The organism is Acetobacterium bakii (genome assembly GCF_001263355.1).
GTDB classification, from domain to species: Bacteria; Bacillota; Clostridia; order Eubacteriales; family Eubacteriaceae; genus Acetobacterium; species Acetobacterium bakii.
This window is the reverse complement of the sequence record NZ_LGYO01000044.1, coordinates 1-17,792: the sequence shown is the minus strand read 5'-3', so window position 1 is coordinate 17,792 and position 17,792 is coordinate 1. Positions and strand designations below refer to the sequence as shown.

Sequence of the window (17,792 nt, the reverse complement as noted above, 5' to 3'; positions counted from 1 at the left end):
TTATGGTTTAATCGATTCTAAATTCAAGAATGCAAAACCTGTGCTATTGGGTATTGCTTTTTCCCATATCATTAATTTTCTCTTCTAAAGTTTTTATATAGCATCTGCAAACATCACTCAAAGTATGCTCGCTGCGCATGATATAACCAGCGTGTAAAATTTGATTGCTATCTGAAAATTCAATAGCTTGAATCTCATTTAATTTTGAATGCATCTTGTCACCATCGCTGTTGGTAAGATCTGGACCAATGCTGAAACAATCGGTACCCCGTACCAGGGCAATTTTTGTACAGCGGTCAATTACATGAATGTTTTTATCCAGAATTTCATTAAATAGAATTTCTTCTGAAAAATGAAGAAGATTGTCATCCCCCTGATCATAAGTAACAAAGGGGTAGGCTTTCAAGTCATTGATGGTTAAAGATTCCTTTTTACCGAGAGGATGCAATTTTCTTAAAAAAACATAGGATTTGATTTTTCCTAGAATGTGAAATGAGAGGTTACTGGTATCCAAAAGCTTTTGCATGGTATGCAGGTAATGATCATTTATGCACATGACGCCGATTTCGCTTCGACGGGTGGCCACATCATGGATGACTTCGTGGGTTGGACATTCCCGAATAGCAATATCATAGCGATCCAAGCCAATTTCATCAATGATTTTAATGAAAGACATGGTGGAAAAGGGAAGGCGCTGAGTGGAAACGGAAAAGCGCATCGGTAGGGATTTCTGATGATGATAACGTCTTTCCAGATATTCGGCCTGCTCAACTATATCCTTGGCATGGTTCAGATAATCCTGCCCTTCATAGGTTAATTCGACCCCTCGACTGTTTCGCTTGAATAATTGAATTCCCAGACTTATTTCGACTTCTTTGATAGCTGTTGACAACGTAGATTGAGAGATATATAAGGATTTAGCCGCAGCTGAAATGGACTGATGTCTTGAAATTTCGATCATGTATTTCATGTTTTGCAGTGAAATCATTGGTTTCCTCCTATTTATTTACACCTATACTATCAAAAAAATTGATAGCTGGCAATTGGAAATTAGAAGAACAGTCTAATTGTCTGACGTCCTTACTTATGATATAATACGTTCAATTGAATAACAAAGTGTAATATGAAAATCGGTTAAAATCCGATGCGGTACCGCCACTGTAAAAGTGAGCCTCTGTAAAATCGATCAACACTGGAAAGAAATTTCTGGGAAGTTGTTACAGAAGGCGATGATCTTAAGCCAGGATGCTTCTACATTTTGTCATAACCAAGCCTAACGGATTATTGGGCAAGGGATTTATTTTTATAATAAAACTCTTCTGTCTAATAATTCAGAAGAGTTTTTTTATTTGGAGGAAAAATGAATATAAAACACAAACGGATCGCATTCTATGGTAAGGGAGGAATTGGTAAATCGACGATTGCCGCCAATGTATCGGCAGTACTGTCAAAAATTGGAAAAAAAGTTCTTCATATTGGATGTGACCCTAAATCGGATTCCACCCGGATTCTTATGAAGCGACGGATTCCAACCGTTTTGAAAACACTCAAGGAAAAAGGAGATGCTCTGAATAAAGAGGATATTATGTTTACTGGTGTTTATGGGGTCACATGCGTTGAAGCAGGCGGCCCGGAACCGGGAATCGGTTGTGCCGGGATGGGCATTTCGGCTGTCATTGAGACCCTTGAAAGGTTGGAAGTATTTGATATGGATTGGGATCTCATTGTCTATGATGTGCTAGGCGATGTGGTCTGCGGCGGTTTTTCAATTCCCATGCGCAAGCAGTGCGTTGATGCGGTATATATTGTTACCTCCTCGGAATTTATGTCTTTGTATGCCGCCAATAATATTCTGAAGGGAATTTCTCACTATGAAACACCGCAGCAAAAATTATTCGGAGGTTTCATTCACAATCGGTGGGCGTCTAAAACCGATAAAGCTGTGGTTGATCATTTTATTCAAATGACGGAAAGTCGCCTGATTGCGTCCATTGAACAAAACCAGGCGATTAAAATGGCAGAATATGAAAGAAACACAATAATTGAGGCAAATCCTCAGGCTCCTATTTCACAGGTGATTGAGACATTAGGAAAGGATTTGTTTCGCGAACCCCTTGCTAGTGACTCCTGTCCTCTTGATGATGAAGCAATGGAAGCTCTCTTTGATTTTGTTTCAGCAAAGAACCAGGAAATCAGCAGATGAGCAGCATCGCCATTGAAACGTCTGTCTATAATCTCGGTGACATGGAAATTGCTAAACGAATTTTTGCGATGCCGGATACTTTAGTGGTGGCTATCGGTCCGCCAACCTGTATCCGCATTTTATATTTTAGGGCTTTGGAATGCGGACAGTTGTCCAAACTCAAGCTCATTCCCATTAGTTCATTGGATTATACCTTTGGAGATTATCTGGAAAAAATCAAAGGAGTTATTGAAGCGGCGTTACAAGAGAATTGCTATCAGGGTATTATTCTTTATGTTTCATGTCCCGATCTGCTCAGCCAAACCGATTTTGACACGATGATCCAGGGACTTGATAATTCGCGGCAGATTCCTGTCGATATTTTCAAACGTGGTCCCCTGGAGAAACGAAAAACCAGCCCATCCCAACGACTCGATAAAATTGCTGCCAGGATCGAGGACTTTGTCAAAACCCGGCAGCTGGTTTTATCAAAAAATGAAGCTGTCTGTGAGTTGCCGCCGCTGGCCGCAGATTATAGCGGAGTACTTTCCTTATTCCCTGAAGATTCAGCCGTTTGTCGGTTTTTGATGACGGGTTCCGGTTGTGCAAACTGTCCCAGTTCCATGGACAAGCTTAATCATAATCCGTTTATTTTTTCCCGATTTGATGACTTGCAGGCGGTTTATGGCTGCACAAATGAGATCGGTGAAGCCATTACAAAGCACTTTCAAATGAATCACCAAACCAAAGAAATAGAATTATTTATATCCATTGGCACTCCCGTTACCTTTATGACCGGGATGAATGATCATTTTTTACAGACATGTGATCTGTTTGAAGTGACCTGTGCAATTGATACCAACGGTTTTCAGACGGCCGAAGAAGGGGTAGCAAAGGCACTGTTGAAAATCGCCAAAGCAACGCTTAAAAAAGTTGAAAACCGTAAAAAACGGATCAATATTATTGGTTATAATCCCTTTTTATTTGGGAAAAGGCAACACTTTCATGAAATTGAAACCTGCCTGACGTCGCTGGGTTATGCGGTGAACTTTCTCGGCTATGAGAGTCTTAATTCTTTTAAAACGGCTGCGGAAGCAGAGTTGAATCTTGTTTTTTCCAGACACGGTCTGAGTTTGGCAAAATGGATGGCAGAGCTGTTTCAAATACCCTATCTTTTTGCGATGCCGATCGGCATTGATGGTTTTAATCAGTGGCTGAGAGACGTTGGTGTGTTGTTAAAAACAGCGATTCCAGAATCGTATTACTTAAATAAAGAGCCGCAGCCATGCCCGGTTTTCCGGGTGCTGCTGCTGGGCGAAAATGAAATCCTGGATCAGCTTGAGATAGTAATCCCAAATGATTTTGGGATTATAACCATCCGGGCAAACAAAATTGCTGATCTGAATTTGCAGCAAATGACCATTACCCATGTCATTGCGGATCCGCTTTATCAAAATAGAATAAACAGTATAACAGAAAAATTTCAATTTATTCCCATGCCCTATCCCAGCCTCAGCGGCAACGCGTTTATCGAGCTGGATTATCAATACATGGGACAAACAGGCTACGCTTATTTAAAGCGTTTCTTTGCAAATAAAGTGACTGCTTAAATTAAAAATAAATTAAATACTGAGGAGTAGAAGAGATGAAAAAAAGAGTGTTACTGGTTATCTGTATCTGTCTGATTATGTGTATCGTCATGGCCGGCTGCGGCAATCAGACCAAGGAGTCGGAAAGTAAAACGGTCGAAAAACTGACATCGGTGGTGGATCAGGGTGGCAATGAGGTTCAATTACCGGAAACCATCACCAAGGTTGCCATTACCCCGATTCCTTGGGCGTCGGCGATGTGGACCATTGACGGTGGCAGCGAGCGGATCGTATCGATTAATCCCAGCGCAATGGCTCAATATAAGGCCAGCTTTATGCCAACCCTTGATCCGGATTTTGCCACTATTTCAACGGCCGAAATTACCAAAGACTTTGCCATCAATGTGGAAGCCTTGATGAACTTAAAGCCGGAAATCGCCTTTATCTGGAACGATCAGACGGCTGAAGCCGAACAATTAAAAGCGGTCGGAATTACCCCGGTGATGCTGAATTATGCGGAAAACCTGGAAGACTTAAAAAAGGATTTGCTGCTGGTTGGTCAGGTGTTGGGTAAAGAAGAAGTAGCTGAAAAACTGACGGATTATCACACCGAGGTAGAAAATTATTTTGTCGACAAAAAAGCGAAACTTGACACCGTGACGAAAAAGAAAGTATTGTATTTGCAGAACAGTAAACTCAGTGTGGCCGGGGCGAAAAACATCAATAATTATCTGTTAGAGTTAACTGGTGGCACCAATGTCGCATCCGGACTCGATAAAAAATGGTCAGAAGTGAATATGGAGCAAATTTTGGAGTGGAATCCGGAAATTATCTATCTGTCAAATTTTGACGAAACAATGCCGGAAGACCTGTATCAGAATAAAATTGAAGGTCAGGATTGGAGCAATATTAATGCGGTTAAAAATCATCGGGTTTATAAAACACCAGTGGGAATCTTGCGTTACGATGCCCCCTGTGTGGAAACACCACTGATGCTCAAGTGGATGGGTAGTATTCAACAACCGGAACTGTTTAAAGATTACGATATCCGTAAAGATCTGAAAGCCTTTTATAAAGAGTTCTTTTCCTATGATTTGACCGATGAAAATATTGATACGATTTTGAAAGTCGATGCCAACAGTTAAGTCGGCGGTGACTGCAAAATCAGAAAGTTGTAGTAAATGTTAAAAAATATAAGTCTTAAAGAAAAGCGCTTGAATTTTTCAGCTTTGCTGGTGCTGTTAGTCGTCATTTTGGGAGCCCTGGTGATTGTTTCATTATGCATGGGACGTTTTCCTATTTCAATACCAGAAGTAATTCAAGTGCTGGCGGCCAGCATTTTTCCGCTGCCACAAGTTGGGGATGCGAATGTGGAAAGCGTCGTTTTGACGCTGCGTTTTCCCCGGGTGGTGGCAGCGATTCTGGTGGGTGGTTCATTGGCTTTGTCGGGGGCGGTGTATCAGGGGGTTTTTCAAAACCCTCTGGTATCACCGGATCTACTGGGGGTATCTTCCGGAGCCTGTGTCGGAGCCGCCATTGCAATTTTAATCGGGATCGGAACCTTCGGTATTCAGATTGGTGCCTTTGCCGGTGGTATTCTGGCGGTGGCGTTGACAACAACGGCTCCGAAGCTGATTAAAAACAGCTCCAATATGATGCTGGTTATGTCGGGGATTATTGTCGGCGGACTGATGAGTTCAATTATGGGGATCATTAAATATATTGCCGATCCGGAAACGGAATTGGCTGAAATAACCTACTGGCAGATGGGCAGTATCGCCAAGGTGTTGCCTAAGAGTATCCTCATGGTGGCACCGGCAATGATTGTTGCAATCGTTATTATCATGGTACTGCGTTGGAAAATCAATGTGTTGTCATTAGGTGAGACGGAAGCCCGAAGTCTGGGAATCAATGTGAAAACCACCCGTCGCATTGTCATTATCTGTGCCACCTTGTTAACGGCCAGTTCAGTTTGTATCAGCGGAACAATCGGCTGGGTTGGTCTGGTGGTGCCACATCTGGGGCGATTGATGGTCGGCCCCAATAATATGAAATTATTGCCGGTTTCTTTCGTTTTGGGAGGAATATTTTTGCTGATTATTGACACCATTGCCAGAACTATCACCAGCGCAGAATTACCGCTGAGTATCTTAACTGGTTTGATAGGCGCACCGTTCTATTTTTATCTGTTAAAAAAAGAGAGGATGAATTTATCATGAAGCTGGAAATCACGGAATTGGGATTCTCTTATCCCAATGGGAAACAGATATTTGGAAACGTCAGTTTTGATGTGGAGAAGGGAGATGTGTTCTCGATTCTGGGTCCAAATGGGGCAGGAAAATCTACGCTGCTTAATTGCATTAGTAATTTAAATGAACCGACTCAGGGTGCAATATTTTTAGATAACGAAAAGATTCAGGAACTTTCACTCAAAATTTTTGCTCAGAAAATTAGTTATGTACCTCAAATTCACAAGCCGACCTATGCATTTACTGTGGAGGAGTTTGTGGCTATGGGAAGAACCCCTTATATGAGGACATTTAGAAAACTGAATAATACGGATGATTATATCATTGGCCAGGCGATGGATCAGGTGAGGATAACACATCTTAGAAAAAAACCATATACTCAAATCAGTGGTGGAGAACGGCAACTTGTGACCATTGCAAGAGCCATTGCTCAGGAACCTGACTTTATTCTTCTGGACGAACCGACAGCTCATCTTGATTTTGGGAATCAAATCAAAACGATGAAGCTCATTAAAAATTTGGCAGAGAAAGGTTATGGCATTATTATGACGACTCATAACCCGGATCAGGTGTTTTTTGTTGGTGGAAGAGTTGGAATATTAAATAAAAAAGGTCAATTTGAAATGGGCGAAGCGAATGAATATTTATCAGAAGATCGATTAGGTTACATTTATAGTGAACCGGTACATATATTCTATTCTCATGCATTAAAACGAAATGTTTGTACATCAGGATGTTGAACAAAAATAATGTTGAAAGGTCGAATTAACGTGCTATAATAATATTAAAGATAAAAACACAGTTCTGGTCGGTAGTCCAGACGCAGTTTTGTACTGTCAGTAACCTGCCTCCTAAGGTTGTCCATTCTTTGTCAGTATTTTTCTAGGAAGAATTGAATATGGACAAAGTAACAGGTAAATTGACGGTATTTTTTGATGACCCTTTTTGGGTTGGCGTTTTTGAAAGCACAGACGGCAAAACGCTGAAAGTTGCAAAGGTAACCTTTGGTTCGGAACTCAAGGATGGGGAAATCTATGATTTTCTGCTTAAAAGTTATAATCGGCTCCAATTCAGCCAGCCCATTGCAGATGGAAAAAAAACCGAAAAAACGAATTAATCCCAAACGGATGCAACGGGATATTCATCGGCAATTGGCAGAGAAAAACATTGGAACCAAAGCACAGCAGGCATTGAAGGAAGAGCAGGAAAATTAAAAGATCACCCGGAAAGCTTTTAATCGGCAGAAAACGGAAGAAGAAAAACAGCGGCAATTTGATCTGCGGCAGGAAAAGAAAAAAAACAACAACAGGGGCACTAGCCAGAGAGTTGTTATGTGATTAAGTTACGGTTTATTAAGCCTAAATGGCTATAATGATGATATAAAATAAATTTTAGTCATAAAGGAGATCTAGAATGAGTACATTAACAATCACCAAAGATAATTTTTATTTGGAAGTCATACATTCCGATAAACCGGTATTATTGGATTTTTGGGCACCCTGGTGCGGTCCTTGTAAAACGGTCTCTCCCATCATAGATGAAATAGCGGATGAGGTTTTCATTTTAAAAGTCGGAAAGATTAACGTGGATGAACAACCGGAATTGGCAGCCGAATTTAAGGTAATGACCATACCAACCCTTGCAGTGATGAAAGGCGGGGTAGTCGTGAAAAAATCAGTGGGAGCAAAATCCAAAGCTGGTATATTGGATATGCTGGCAGAATAGAAAAAAATGAGCAACGGAGAAATCCGTTGCTCATTTTTTTCGGTACGATTAATTTTCTTGGATCGGTTTAATTGAAATAATTCAAAAAGCTTAATCGGGGTTATAAGAGCATCATAAAGGAAACTAAAAAAGATAAAAAAAACAGCAGGTCCGGATGACCGTGCTGTTTTTTTTATATTAGGAATGAAAAGAAAAAGAGGAGATGTTCATCTCTTGATGTTATATTAGCCTGTGAACCTTTAGGTAAACTTTGAATTAGGTAAAGTTTAAGTTAAATTAAGCTAAGTGAGAAAAAAGCTTTAAAATAAATAGGATTGTCCTAAAATCTTATGATAAAATAGGAACGATAAAAACCGGATAGGTAATCACGAAACTACCCTGAATTTTGTTGTCAGTCTATATAAAAACAACTTACGATATGGTTTTATTTTACAATTATCTATAAATACTTAAAAGAATGAGGGAGATTAAATAATAATGAAAAACAACTATTCGGTGCTCTACGCGATATTGGCGGCACTGATTTTTGGGATTAATGCGCCCTTCTCAAAGCTTTTGCTTAATGAGATACACCCTCTTTTTCTGGCAGCCCTTTTATATCTGGGAGCTGGAATAGGCATGACTGCGCTCACAATTTTAAATAAGAAACGGCGATCTGAATCCCGGGAAGCCAAACTCACAAAGAATGAATTACCCTATGTGATTTTGATGATTCTTCTGGATATCGCGGCGCCGATTTTTCTATTGGTGGGGATCAGCATGACAAATTCCAGTACGGCTGCTCTCTTAGGTACCTTTGAAATTGCAGCGACCTCGATCATTGCCATGATCTTTTTTAAAGAAGCTATCGGCAGACGTTTATGGATTGCCATTGGCTTTATATCCCTTGCCAGTATTCTGCTTACTATGACCTCGGCGTCCGCCATCAGTCTCTCTATCGGGGCAATTTTTGTCATTCTCTCCTGTGTCTGCTGGGGCTTTGAGAACAACTGTACCCGTAATTTGTCTATTAAAGATCCGGTGCAGATTGTTATTCTAAAGGGCTTTGGTTCGGGGCTGGGGGCATTGATTATTGCCTTTGCCTGGGGCGAAATATCCGGCTCTATGCTTTATATTATGTTAGCTATGTCGCTAGGCTTTGTAGCTTATGGTTTGAGTATATTTTTCTATGTCAAGGCTCAGCGGGGTTTAGGAGCAGCACGAACCAGCGCTTATTATGCCGCGGCACCCTTTATGGGGGTACTCATATCCTGGTTGGTGTTAAGAGAATCCATCACGCTTTCCTTTCTTGTCGCTCTGGGAATTATGATTCTGGGAACCTGGCTAGCCCTGTCCGAAAATCATGAACATGTTCATACACATCTTGAAGAAACCCATGATCATAGCCATAACCACATTGATAAACACCATCTCCATGATGATCATCCTCCAGTGAGTGGTGAACATTGTCATGAGCATACACATCATGCCACCAAGCACGAACATGGACATCTTCCAGATGTCCACCATCGTCATACACACTAAGCTTTACTATCAAAAACATACGCTTTCGTCGTAAATATTATTTATTGTAGTTTAAGAAAATTCATATATTAACATGATAAATTAATAAGAAAAAGAAAGGGAGATACGATGGAATTTTTAGAATTGGCAAAAAAGAGATATTCGAGCCGAAAATACTCGGCTAAAATAGTTGAGAAAGAAAAACTGGAACTGATTTTAGAGGCTGCTCGGGTAGCTCCATCGGCTCACAATAATCAGGCTTTTAAACTAATTGTCGTTCAGACACCGGAAGGACTGAAGAAAATATCAAAAGCAGGAAATATTTATGGGGCGTCTCTGGCCATTATCGTCTGCGAAGACAAGGAATCAGCATGGACCAATCCCTTTAATAATCGACAATTGGTATCACACGATGCCGTCATTGCCACGGACCATATGATTTTACAGGCAACAGAATTAGGAATCAAAAGCGTTTGGATCGGCTGGTTTGATCCAGCAGTGATAAAAACGGAGTTTAAATTACCGGAAAATCTGGAAGCCATAAATATTTTGGCATTGGGATACAGTGATGATATACCTTCAAAAACCGATCGTCATGCCAAGGCGCGTAAGCCTATTGGGGAATTGGTTGTTTATGAGAAAATGTAATTGTGATTAAAAACCTGTTTTGCTTTAGGAAAAAGAATTTTATAAACCCATGCTTCCACCAGGTATGGGTTTATTTATTGTAGGATCAGATCATAAATATTTATATCAATTCTCATATTTTTGAAATCGAATTTGAATCAAACATTGTCACCATAATCCATAGCATACATTTTAACAACTGCCTTATCCAGAATAAAAGACGGAATCAAAATCAGAAGCTTGGAACCTATTCTATTTTTGGCAATGATATACCTGGACTTTGGATTTTTTATATTCAATAGGTCTGCAATCATCAATGCCGCATGCTCCATATCCATTCCGGCGTTTCCCCCTTCGATGAATGTATCCCGAAAACGGTGAAGGCTTTTTAAATATTTTTTATGAACAAATGAAATGTCCTGAACTTTGGCCTTATTCCAGATTGGTGTTGCAATGGCAGCGGACTCCAAAAGAATGGTTTTAACCCCGAAGGGATTCAGCTCCCGACGAAGGGAGTCGCAAAACCCTTCAAGGGCATATTTTGTGGAGGCGTAAGGGGACAAAAACGGCAGCGCAATTCTGCCGGCCATTGAACCGTGCACAATGATTTTCCCCTGATCTCGTATGAGTTCGGGAATCAGAGCCTGGATGGTCTCAACCACCCCAAAAAAATTAATTTCAAAACACTCTCTAAAAATATCCATGGGAAGATTTTCAATGGAACCACCCAGGGCAACCCCTGCATTTGCAAAAACTGCCTCTAATTTTTCACCGCGATTGCAGATCTCTTTTGCATAGTCACAGAAGCTTCTCACTTCTTCGGGTTTTCGCAGATCCATTTTCCGGGAGTAGACATTGGACTCATTATCAAAGGGGTTTTGATCCAGATAGGATGCTATAACTGTATACCCCATTTGAAGCAGAACAAAAACAAGGCTTTTGCCCACGCCGGAATCACAGCCTGTAATAACAATCAGTCCTCTGGATTTTCTATCCAGAGTTACTTCAATTTTCTTCATAAAATTTCACCTGAATGTATTGATTTTTTCAGAGTACATCTTTCTTTTATTTTATTGTGAATACTATTGATTCTAGTACCCTCAATTAAGCAGTAACAATCAGAGAAGTCTTTAAATTTCTGTTTTTTTAATAAATGAGGGTGTGGGTGTATTGAAAAGCAAAGAGGGTATATCATAAAATAAACCAATAAGAAAATTTGCGTTCGAATACCAGGAATTAATAAGCTGCAGTTTGCTTTAAGAAGGTTAAACGAATTAGGTTGTTGGGGAATTTGCCAGACTATTCCAGAAAGAGGTGAATAAGAGTTGAAAGTTAAATTTTTAGGAGCAGCCATGTCCGTCACAGGATCCTGCCATCTGATCACCACAGATAAATATAAATTTCTATTGGATTGCGGTCTTTTTCAGGGGAGTGAGGCTTTGGAGGAATTGAACTATCAGAGCTTTGACTTCAAACCCGCTGACATTGACTTCATGATTCTAAGCCATGCACATGTTGATCATTGTGGGCGAATACCGCTGCTTGTGAAACAGGGGTTTAAAGGCAAAATCTATTGCACTGGCGCAACAGCATCCATTTCAGATATTATGCTCCAGGATAGTGGCAATATTCATGAAATGGATGCGGTTTGGAAAAACAAACGGACTAAACGATCGGGTCAGCCCCAGGTGCACCCGCTATACACCCAGGCTGATGCGGCCGCCTGTGCACGTTATTTTTATCCTGTCAGCTATGGGCGGTCATTTGAGGTAAATCCCGATATTACCATAAAATTTAATGATGCCGGTCATATCTTAGGTGCCGCCATAACAGAACTCTGGGTCAATGAGGGCCAAGAGGTGATGAAACTTGTTTATTCAGGAGACATAGGCGTCGAAAACCAACGGATGCTGAATGAACCAACCTTGATTGAGAAGACGGACTATCTCATAATGGAGACGACCTATGGGGATCGTACCCATGAAACACATGCGGAAAGCTCAAAACGTTTTATGGATATTATTTTAAAAACAGCCAGTCGGGGAGGGACGGTTGTGGTTCCTTCCTTTGCCCTGGGACGAACCCAGGATCTGATCCATGAGCTGGAATTATTTTATGAAAATCATGGGAGATATCAGAATGATCTGGATAAGATCATGGTATATATCGATAGTCCTCTTGCCACCGATGCAACGGAGATTTTCAGGAGAAATACACATTATTTTAATAAAGAAACCCAGGCGCGTATCTTAAACGGAAATCAACTGCTGAGTTTTAAAAATTTAAAATTCACGAAAAGCATCGATCAATCCAAGGCGTTAAATTATAATGCGTCCCCAAAAGTCATTATTGCATCAAGTGGAATGGCCGATGCCGGGAGAGTCCAGCATCATTTGAAACACAACCTCTGGAAATCAAAATCGAGCATCATTTTTGTTGGATACCAGGCAGATGGAACCCTGGGGAGATCAATTATCAGCGGTGATAAATTCGTGAGAATCCTGCGGGAGCGGGTATGTGTTAATGCGGAGATTTATTTCTTGGAGGGTTTCTCGGCACATGCGGATAAGAATTATCTTTTGAAATGGCTTTCCGGATTCAAAGAGCCGCCGAAAAAAATATTCCTTGTTCATGGGGAAGAAGCTGCAAAGAAAACCTTTGCGGACACGGTGGAAAAGATACTGGGTTACGACTGCCAGGTTGTGGAAGATGTTTCGGAATATAGTCTGGATTATGAAAAAATAGTCAGTATTGATGACGTCAGAAGCCGTATTGGAACCAAAGAGCAGTTAATCAAAATTAAGGACAATCTTGAAAATATGCATGACGAGTTGGACGCTCTCTTAGTTGACACGAAGCTTAATATGAAGGAAACCTTTCCAGCAGAGAAAGTCGAGGATCTTTCAAAACTGACTTCTGAGCTTGAGAAGAATTGTACAAAACTACGGTCTGTAATAACCGGGGAAGAGGTGGAACAGTAACGGTTTTCTTGGCTACTAAAAAAATAATGGTGTCCTTTTACAAAATTGTTATCATGATATACAAATATTATACAAACGTTTACATTTTATCTATTTACTTTCTAAAGAAAGGTGCTATAATTAAGTTAAATCAAAGATCAACTCAATTCTTTCTGAATTCGATGGTTTCGATCATTGAAAAGCAAACAATTCGTAACTCACCAATAAAATTAGAGAAATTACCAAGGTTAGAAGTGAAGATTTAACTAACGGTAAAATATTAAATTTCAAAGGTGATGGAAAAGATCTGAATGAAAAAACAGATTGCTCTGAAATTAGGGATGGAGGAAACCTCATAAGAAAATTAAATGGCGGATATTTAAGAGCATCTATTAATCAATGAAAATCTCTCACGGTTTATAAAAACCATATATGATTGAAAAATCGGAATCGAGAAATAGTCTTGGGTTAAGGATGATAGTTAATAATCTAACGATAGTTTTCAAATGAGTAAAAGAATCTGTAATTTAAAAGTAAGATGCTCCTGAAGTGATGTTAAGTTTGCATTGAAAGTGAAGAAGAAGGTTTTTGGTAAAATCAAAAGAAGGAGTCCAAACGGATGACAACAGAGATTTTGAGCTAAGCCGGTTCTGCAGGAAAATTTGTAGAATCGGTTATAGCTTTTTTTTGAGTGAAATTATCAAGGTGTGAAAACTGTCCTTAAAAAAGCAAGGAAAAAAGAGTATATACAAATTTAAAACCGAAATTTTTCTTTTTCTGTTTGCGTTGACTTAAAGGTTGTAGAAGAGTTGATATAATAAATTAGACAAAAGTGTGAAGGTGTGGTAATCTAAGTATAGAATAGTTGAAATTGTCCAAGAGTATGGGCTAAAACTGTTTGTATAAATAAGAAATAATCTTCTGATTGTTATAAATATCATAACTCCATCTGACTATGGAGTTTTTCGTGTATGTTTTTGCTAAGCGTTTTTCGTACTTTTCAACCGATTTATTAGGTAAAAAAAGTTTTTAAGGCCATGACGCAATCTTCGTCATGGTCTTTTGTAACGACAGGGGGTCAATTAAAAACTTGACTCTCTGTTTTTGTTTTGCGCGGATGCAGTTGCTAAGTGTTTGTATGCACTTGGCAACTGACCGTTACTTAAAGAAACGTATAACGCGTGTTTCTTAGGTTGTATTAAATTTAGGAGAAATTTTAATGGGATTATTGGACGTAATAAATGTATCACACTCTTTTGGCGATAAAGCATTATATGAGGATGCTTCCTTTGAGCTTTACAAGGGTGAACATATGGGAATTGTTGGACGAAACGGCACAGGGAAGACTACACTACTGAATACCCTGATCGGAGATATCATCCCCGATCAGGGTGAAATTCGCTGGCAAAAGGGCATTAAGGTCGGATACCTGGATCAACATGCTAAAATTGACAAAGAAATTTCAGTCTTTGATTATCTGAAAACCGCCTTTTTCGAGCTTTATGAAACCGAAGCTGAACTAAATAAACTTTATGAAAACATGGCCAATGATACCAGCGAAAAAACCTTAAATAAGGCTGCTGACTATCAAAGCCTTTTGGAAAATTCTGGGTTTTATGAAGTGGAAAGCACTATTTTAAAAGTTGCCGATGGCCTGGGTATCACAGCCTTGGGGATGGACAGTATCCTTGAGAAGCTAAGTGGCGGTCAGCGGGCAAAGGTTATTCTGGCCAAGCTGCTGCTGGAAGAACCCAATGTTTTATTGCTGGATGAACCGACAAACTTTCTGGATAAAGAACATGTGGAATGGCTCACCGATTATCTGAAAGCCTATGAGGGAACCTTTCTTGTGATTTCCCATGACTTTGATTTTCTGGATAAGATTACCACCTGTGTTTGTGACATCGAGTTTTGTACTATCAAAAAGTATACCGGAAATATTACCAAGTTCATTGAACTCAAAGGTCTTAGAAGAGAAAGCTATATCCGGGAATTCGAGTCACAGAAAAAAGAAATCAAAAAATTTGAAGACTATATTTCGAAAAATAAAGCCCGGGCATCCACTGCCAGTATGGCGAAAAGCCGGCAAAAACAGTTGGATAAAATTGATCGGATTGCCCCACCGGAATCCGCTCCCAAGCCAAATTTTCGACTTGTTTCGGCACCGACTTCAGCCCAGCGGTCGTTAGCCGTAAAAGATCTGGAAGTTGGCTATGATTATGCGCTCTTGTCTAAACTTAATTTTAAAATCGAATCGGGCCAGAAAATTGTGATTACAGGATTTAATGGTATCGGAAAATCAACCTTGCTTAAAACATTAATACGGCAGATTCCGGCAATCTCCGGAAAATTCAAATTTGCGGATAATCTGAAAATCGGTTATTTTGAACAGGATTTAAATTGGGAATACCCCCTTCAGACACCCATCCAAATCGTATCTGAAGTCTTTCACAAGCTGTCTCAAAGCCAGATCAGAAGAAATTTGGCCCAATGCGGATTAAAGGCGAAAAGTATGATCCAGTCGGTATCCACACTGAGCGGTGGTGAACAGGCCAAGGTTAAAATCTGTATTTTGATGTTGACCCAATGTAACTTTATATTTCTCGATGAGCCTACCAATCACCTCGATGCAGATGCAAAAGATGTTTTAAAAAGTGAACTCATCAACTGGCAGGGGGGGCTGATTATGGTTTCCCATGAAGCCCTGTTTTATGAAGACTGGGCTGATGATATTATCAATATTGAAGGTTAACACCAAATAATTGAGATAATACAACAATTATTACGTTTTTTTGTTCTATTGTAGAAAATTTTGCATTTCTGTGATATAATAACTACTGTAAAAAGCGGATCATTTTTAAGATGAAAATACTTATCTCTACTATATTTAGCGAAAAGATACATTTTAGCAGAAATATCACAATCGCTCATGTGTATTAAATTAGCGTCATTAGATAAAAAATGAATTAAATGGTTATTGTTGTAAAACATAGTAACCAATCAAAAACGCCTACATGCTATAAGTATAGGCGTTTTTTAATGTTTTGTAGCACAAGTAATCATCCTGAATCGGTCACTAAGGGAATACAGGGAAGGAAAATTTATGGCAACGAACAATATTGATGGAATGAAAAAAATAATTGAAGAGAAAAAAAAGCTAAGCGCACAACAAGGTGCCAATGCTGAAAAACCCAATCAAAAAAAAGTAAACCTGCGGAAAGCTTTTAAAACCACAAAACGGGGCGGATTTTTCGATAAATAAAATAAACACAATCATAGTTAAAGAATGCAGCGTGCATTCATTGGATTTTTCACCAATTAAAAAAATTGATTACTATAAAAATTTAAAGGAGATTATATTTGTTATTTGATAATTTAAAAATAATTGAGCCCATTCAACGGGCATTAACGGCAGAAGGATATACAAAAGCGACACCAATCCAGACACAGGCCATTCCAAAGTTGCTTGAAGGAATGGATTTATTAGGATGTGCCCAAACAGGTACTGGGAAAACAGCAGCTTTTGCCATACCCATTTTACAGCGTCTTAATTCTGAACCGAAAAACATGAAAGGCAACCGAGAAATCAAAGCTTTAATAGTTGCGCCAACCAGAGAGCTTGCCATTCAAATCGGAGAAAGTTTTAAATGCTACGGCAAGCATTTAGGCCTTAGAACTTTGGTGATCTTTGGCGGGGTATCCCAACATCCTCAGACAAATTCATTGTCCCGAGGAATTGATATTCTGGTGGCAACTCCAGGCAGATTGCTTGACTTGATTAATCAAAAATATATTCATCTGGATAAAGTGAAATATTTTGTTCTGGATGAAGCGGATCTTATGCTTGATATGGGTATGCTTCAGGATGTCAAAAGAATCCTGAAACATGTTCCAACTGTGAGACAAACCATGTTTTTCTCTGCGACGATGCCTGCTGAAATAGCAAAACTTTCAAACTCCATATTGAAAAATCCGGTAAAAGTAGAAATAACTCCGGTTTCATCTGCGGTTGAGATCATCGAACAAACCATTTATCATGTAAATAAGAGCAATAAGATAAACTTGCTGATTCATTTACTTAAAAACAAATCTATTGTTTCGGCTTTGGTGTTTTCAAGAACCAAGCATGGTGCTGATAAAATAGTTAAAGCTTTGGAAAAAGCCGGACTTCAGGCTCAGGCTATCCATGGAAACAAATCCCAGAAAGCAAGACAGTTGGCTTTAAACAATTTTAAAGAGAAAAAAACCAGGATATTGGTTGCAACAGATATTGCGGCACGGGGCATTGATATCGACGAGTTATCCCATGTAATTAATTTCAACTTACCAGAAGTGCCAGAGACCTATGTGCATCGAATCGGTCGGACCGGACGAGCTGGTCATGGCGGAACTGCGATTTCCTTTTGCGACCAGGAAGAAAAGCCATTATTGCGAGAAATTCAAAAACTGATTTCAAAATCGGTACCAGTGGTTACCGGTCATCCATTCCCCTTGGTAGAAGTACCACTGGAATTAATCGTACCCTCACGAAAGACTTCCGCTCCAAAAATGGGCGCATCTAATAATAGACGAGGTCGGGGAGCAAGTACGGCAAAAAACAATGGCGCAAAAAAAGATAAAGAACGTTACTATGCTAAAAGCAAGCGAAAAGAAAACTAAGAAATATTAAAAGATTTAAAAACATAAATGATTGGAGGTATTCCCATGGGAGATAAAAGTCCAAAGAAAAAAGAGATCAAGAAGAAAAAAGCAGTTAAAAAAACAACGGTTCAAATACAATCATCAGTAGCACCAGAAGATAAACAAAAATAATAAAGTTGCATCAATTAAAAAGATCACAGGAATTCGCATAGAATCCTGTGATCTTTTTTTAATTTTCAATTGATTCAGTGGGGGAAAGTCATAAATAAATACATCCGTATTATAAAAAATTCTGGGCTAACTTATTTTTAATATT

The 17,792-nt window shown here is 39.4% G+C and carries 16 protein-coding genes and 1 riboswitch; of the genes, 14 read left to right on the top strand and 2 right to left on the bottom strand.

All coding sequences use genetic code 11. From position 1 onward, the window contains the following. Positions 1-43: 43 nt before the first annotated feature. On the bottom strand, positions 44-988 hold the full coding sequence (locus tag AKG39_RS15600; RefSeq protein ID WP_050741339.1) for a LysR family transcriptional regulator: 945 nt from the start codon (positions 986-988) through the stop codon (positions 44-46). Positions 989-1,078: 90 nt separating this feature from the next. Next, positions 1,079-1,272: riboswitch (cobalamin riboswitch) on the top strand. An 88-nt stretch (positions 1,273-1,360) separates the two neighbouring features. Here AKG39_RS15600 and AKG39_RS15595 point away from each other — a divergent pair. From AKG39_RS15595 to AKG39_RS15555, 10 genes are all read left to right on the top strand, one after another. After that, positions 1,361-2,203, top strand: a complete 843-nt coding sequence (locus tag AKG39_RS15595) for a nucleotide-binding protein (RefSeq protein ID WP_050741338.1) — start codon at positions 1,361-1,363, stop codon at positions 2,201-2,203. Further along, on the top strand, positions 2,200-3,792 hold the full coding sequence (locus AKG39_RS15590; RefSeq protein WP_050741337.1) for a nitrogenase component 1: 1,593 nt from the start codon (positions 2,200-2,202) through the stop codon (positions 3,790-3,792). Before AKG39_RS15595 ends, AKG39_RS15590 begins: the two co-directional genes overlap by 4 nt. 35 nt (positions 3,793-3,827) lie before the next feature. Next, on the top strand, positions 3,828-4,916 hold the full coding sequence (locus tag AKG39_RS15585) for an ABC transporter substrate-binding protein (RefSeq protein ID WP_050741336.1): 1,089 nt from the start codon (positions 3,828-3,830) through the stop codon (positions 4,914-4,916). Positions 4,917-4,952: 36 nt separating this feature from the next. Then, on the top strand, positions 4,953-5,990 hold the full coding sequence (locus AKG39_RS15580; protein WP_050741335.1) for a FecCD family ABC transporter permease: 1,038 nt from the start codon (positions 4,953-4,955) through the stop codon (positions 5,988-5,990). Next, a complete protein-coding gene (locus tag AKG39_RS15575; protein ID WP_050741334.1) occupies positions 5,987-6,760 on the top strand; it encodes an ABC transporter ATP-binding protein in 774 nt (257 codons plus the stop codon). The genes AKG39_RS15580 and AKG39_RS15575 overlap by 4 nt, the downstream gene beginning before the upstream one ends. A 158-nt stretch (positions 6,761-6,918) precedes the next feature. Continuing rightward, a complete protein-coding gene (locus AKG39_RS21010) occupies positions 6,919-7,137 on the top strand; it encodes a YjdF family protein (protein WP_115028338.1) in 219 nt (72 codons plus the stop codon). Further along, a complete protein-coding gene (locus AKG39_RS21005) occupies positions 7,109-7,234 on the top strand; it encodes a DUF2992 family protein (protein WP_160316205.1) in 126 nt (41 codons plus the stop codon). Before AKG39_RS21010 ends, AKG39_RS21005 begins: the two co-directional genes overlap by 29 nt. A 199-nt stretch (positions 7,235-7,433) precedes the next feature. Further along, on the top strand, positions 7,434-7,745 hold the full coding sequence (trxA, locus tag AKG39_RS15565) for a thioredoxin (RefSeq protein ID WP_050741333.1): 312 nt from the start codon (positions 7,434-7,436) through the stop codon (positions 7,743-7,745). Between the two features lie 477 nt (positions 7,746-8,222). Beyond that, the gene (locus AKG39_RS15560; protein WP_050741332.1) at positions 8,223-9,269 is read left to right on the top strand and encodes a DMT family transporter; all 1,047 of its coding nucleotides are present in this window, start codon (positions 8,223-8,225) and stop codon (positions 9,267-9,269) included. Positions 9,270-9,377: 108 nt separating this feature from the next. Continuing rightward, positions 9,378-9,896, top strand: coding sequence for a nitroreductase family protein (locus tag AKG39_RS15555; RefSeq protein ID WP_050741331.1), 519 nt, complete (start codon positions 9,378-9,380; stop codon positions 9,894-9,896). Between the two features lie 137 nt (positions 9,897-10,033). On the opposite strand, the gene AKG39_RS15550 is transcribed toward AKG39_RS15555, so the two are convergent. Next, positions 10,034-10,894 (bottom strand): SDR family NAD(P)-dependent oxidoreductase, encoded by an 861-nt coding sequence (locus AKG39_RS15550; protein ID WP_050741330.1) that lies wholly within the window; start codon positions 10,892-10,894, stop codon positions 10,034-10,036. Positions 10,895-11,200: 306 nt separating this feature from the next. Between AKG39_RS15550 and AKG39_RS15545 the strand changes: the two genes are divergently transcribed. The 4 genes from AKG39_RS15545 (at position 11,201) to AKG39_RS15530 (ending at position 17,494) form a co-directional block, all read left to right on the top strand. After that, complete coding sequence (locus AKG39_RS15545) at positions 11,201-12,856, top strand: MBL fold metallo-hydrolase RNA specificity domain-containing protein (protein ID WP_050741329.1); 1,656 nt, start codon at positions 11,201-11,203, stop codon at positions 12,854-12,856. A gap of 1,198 nt (positions 12,857-14,054) precedes the next feature. Continuing rightward, a complete protein-coding gene (locus AKG39_RS15535; RefSeq protein WP_050741327.1) occupies positions 14,055-15,587 on the top strand; it encodes an ABC-F family ATP-binding cassette domain-containing protein in 1,533 nt (510 codons plus the stop codon). A 375-nt stretch (positions 15,588-15,962) separates the two neighbouring features. Continuing rightward, the gene (locus tag AKG39_RS20745; protein ID WP_278277950.1) at positions 15,963-16,097 is read left to right on the top strand and encodes a hypothetical protein; all 135 of its coding nucleotides are present in this window, start codon (positions 15,963-15,965) and stop codon (positions 16,095-16,097) included. Between the two features lie 98 nt (positions 16,098-16,195). Continuing rightward, positions 16,196-17,494 carry a DEAD/DEAH box helicase gene (locus tag AKG39_RS15530; RefSeq protein ID WP_050741326.1) on the top strand — a complete coding sequence of 433 codons (1,299 nt, stop codon included), beginning with the start codon at positions 16,196-16,198 and terminating at the stop codon, positions 17,492-17,494. Positions 17,495-17,792 lie beyond the last annotated feature (298 nt).

What these genes read in the sequence shown, in the direction of transcription:
- AKG39_RS20745 (WP_278277950.1), top strand. Translation starts at nt 15,963, where the DNA reads ATGAAAAAAATAATTGAAGAGAAAAAAAAGCTAAGCGCACAACAAGGT.
- AKG39_RS21010 (WP_115028338.1), top strand. Translation starts at nt 6,919, where the DNA reads ATGGACAAAGTAACAGGTAAATTGACGGTATTTTTTGATGACCCTTTT.
- AKG39_RS15535 (WP_050741327.1), top strand. Translation starts at nt 14,055, where the DNA reads ATGGGATTATTGGACGTAATAAATGTATCACACTCTTTTGGCGATAAA.
- AKG39_RS15555 (WP_050741331.1), top strand. Translation starts at nt 9,378, where the DNA reads ATGGAATTTTTAGAATTGGCAAAAAAGAGATATTCGAGCCGAAAATAC.
- AKG39_RS15560 (WP_050741332.1), top strand. Translation starts at nt 8,223, where the DNA reads ATGAAAAACAACTATTCGGTGCTCTACGCGATATTGGCGGCACTGATT.
- AKG39_RS15600 (WP_050741339.1), bottom strand. Translation starts at nt 988, where the DNA reads ATGATTTCACTGCAAAACATGAAATACATGATCGAAATTTCAAGACAT.
- AKG39_RS15550 (WP_050741330.1), bottom strand. Translation starts at nt 10,894, where the DNA reads ATGAAGAAAATTGAAGTAACTCTGGATAGAAAATCCAGAGGACTGATT.
- AKG39_RS15575 (WP_050741334.1), top strand. Translation starts at nt 5,987, where the DNA reads ATGAAGCTGGAAATCACGGAATTGGGATTCTCTTATCCCAATGGGAAA.
- trxA (WP_050741333.1), top strand. Translation starts at nt 7,434, where the DNA reads ATGAGTACATTAACAATCACCAAAGATAATTTTTATTTGGAAGTCATA.
- AKG39_RS21005 (WP_160316205.1), top strand. Translation starts at nt 7,109, where the DNA reads ATGGAAAAAAAACCGAAAAAACGAATTAATCCCAAACGGATGCAACGG.
- AKG39_RS15590 (WP_050741337.1), top strand. Translation starts at nt 2,200, where the DNA reads ATGAGCAGCATCGCCATTGAAACGTCTGTCTATAATCTCGGTGACATG.
- AKG39_RS15585 (WP_050741336.1), top strand. Translation starts at nt 3,828, where the DNA reads ATGAAAAAAAGAGTGTTACTGGTTATCTGTATCTGTCTGATTATGTGT.
- AKG39_RS15595 (WP_050741338.1), top strand. Translation starts at nt 1,361, where the DNA reads ATGAATATAAAACACAAACGGATCGCATTCTATGGTAAGGGAGGAATT.
- AKG39_RS15580 (WP_050741335.1), top strand. Translation starts at nt 4,953, where the DNA reads ATGTTAAAAAATATAAGTCTTAAAGAAAAGCGCTTGAATTTTTCAGCT.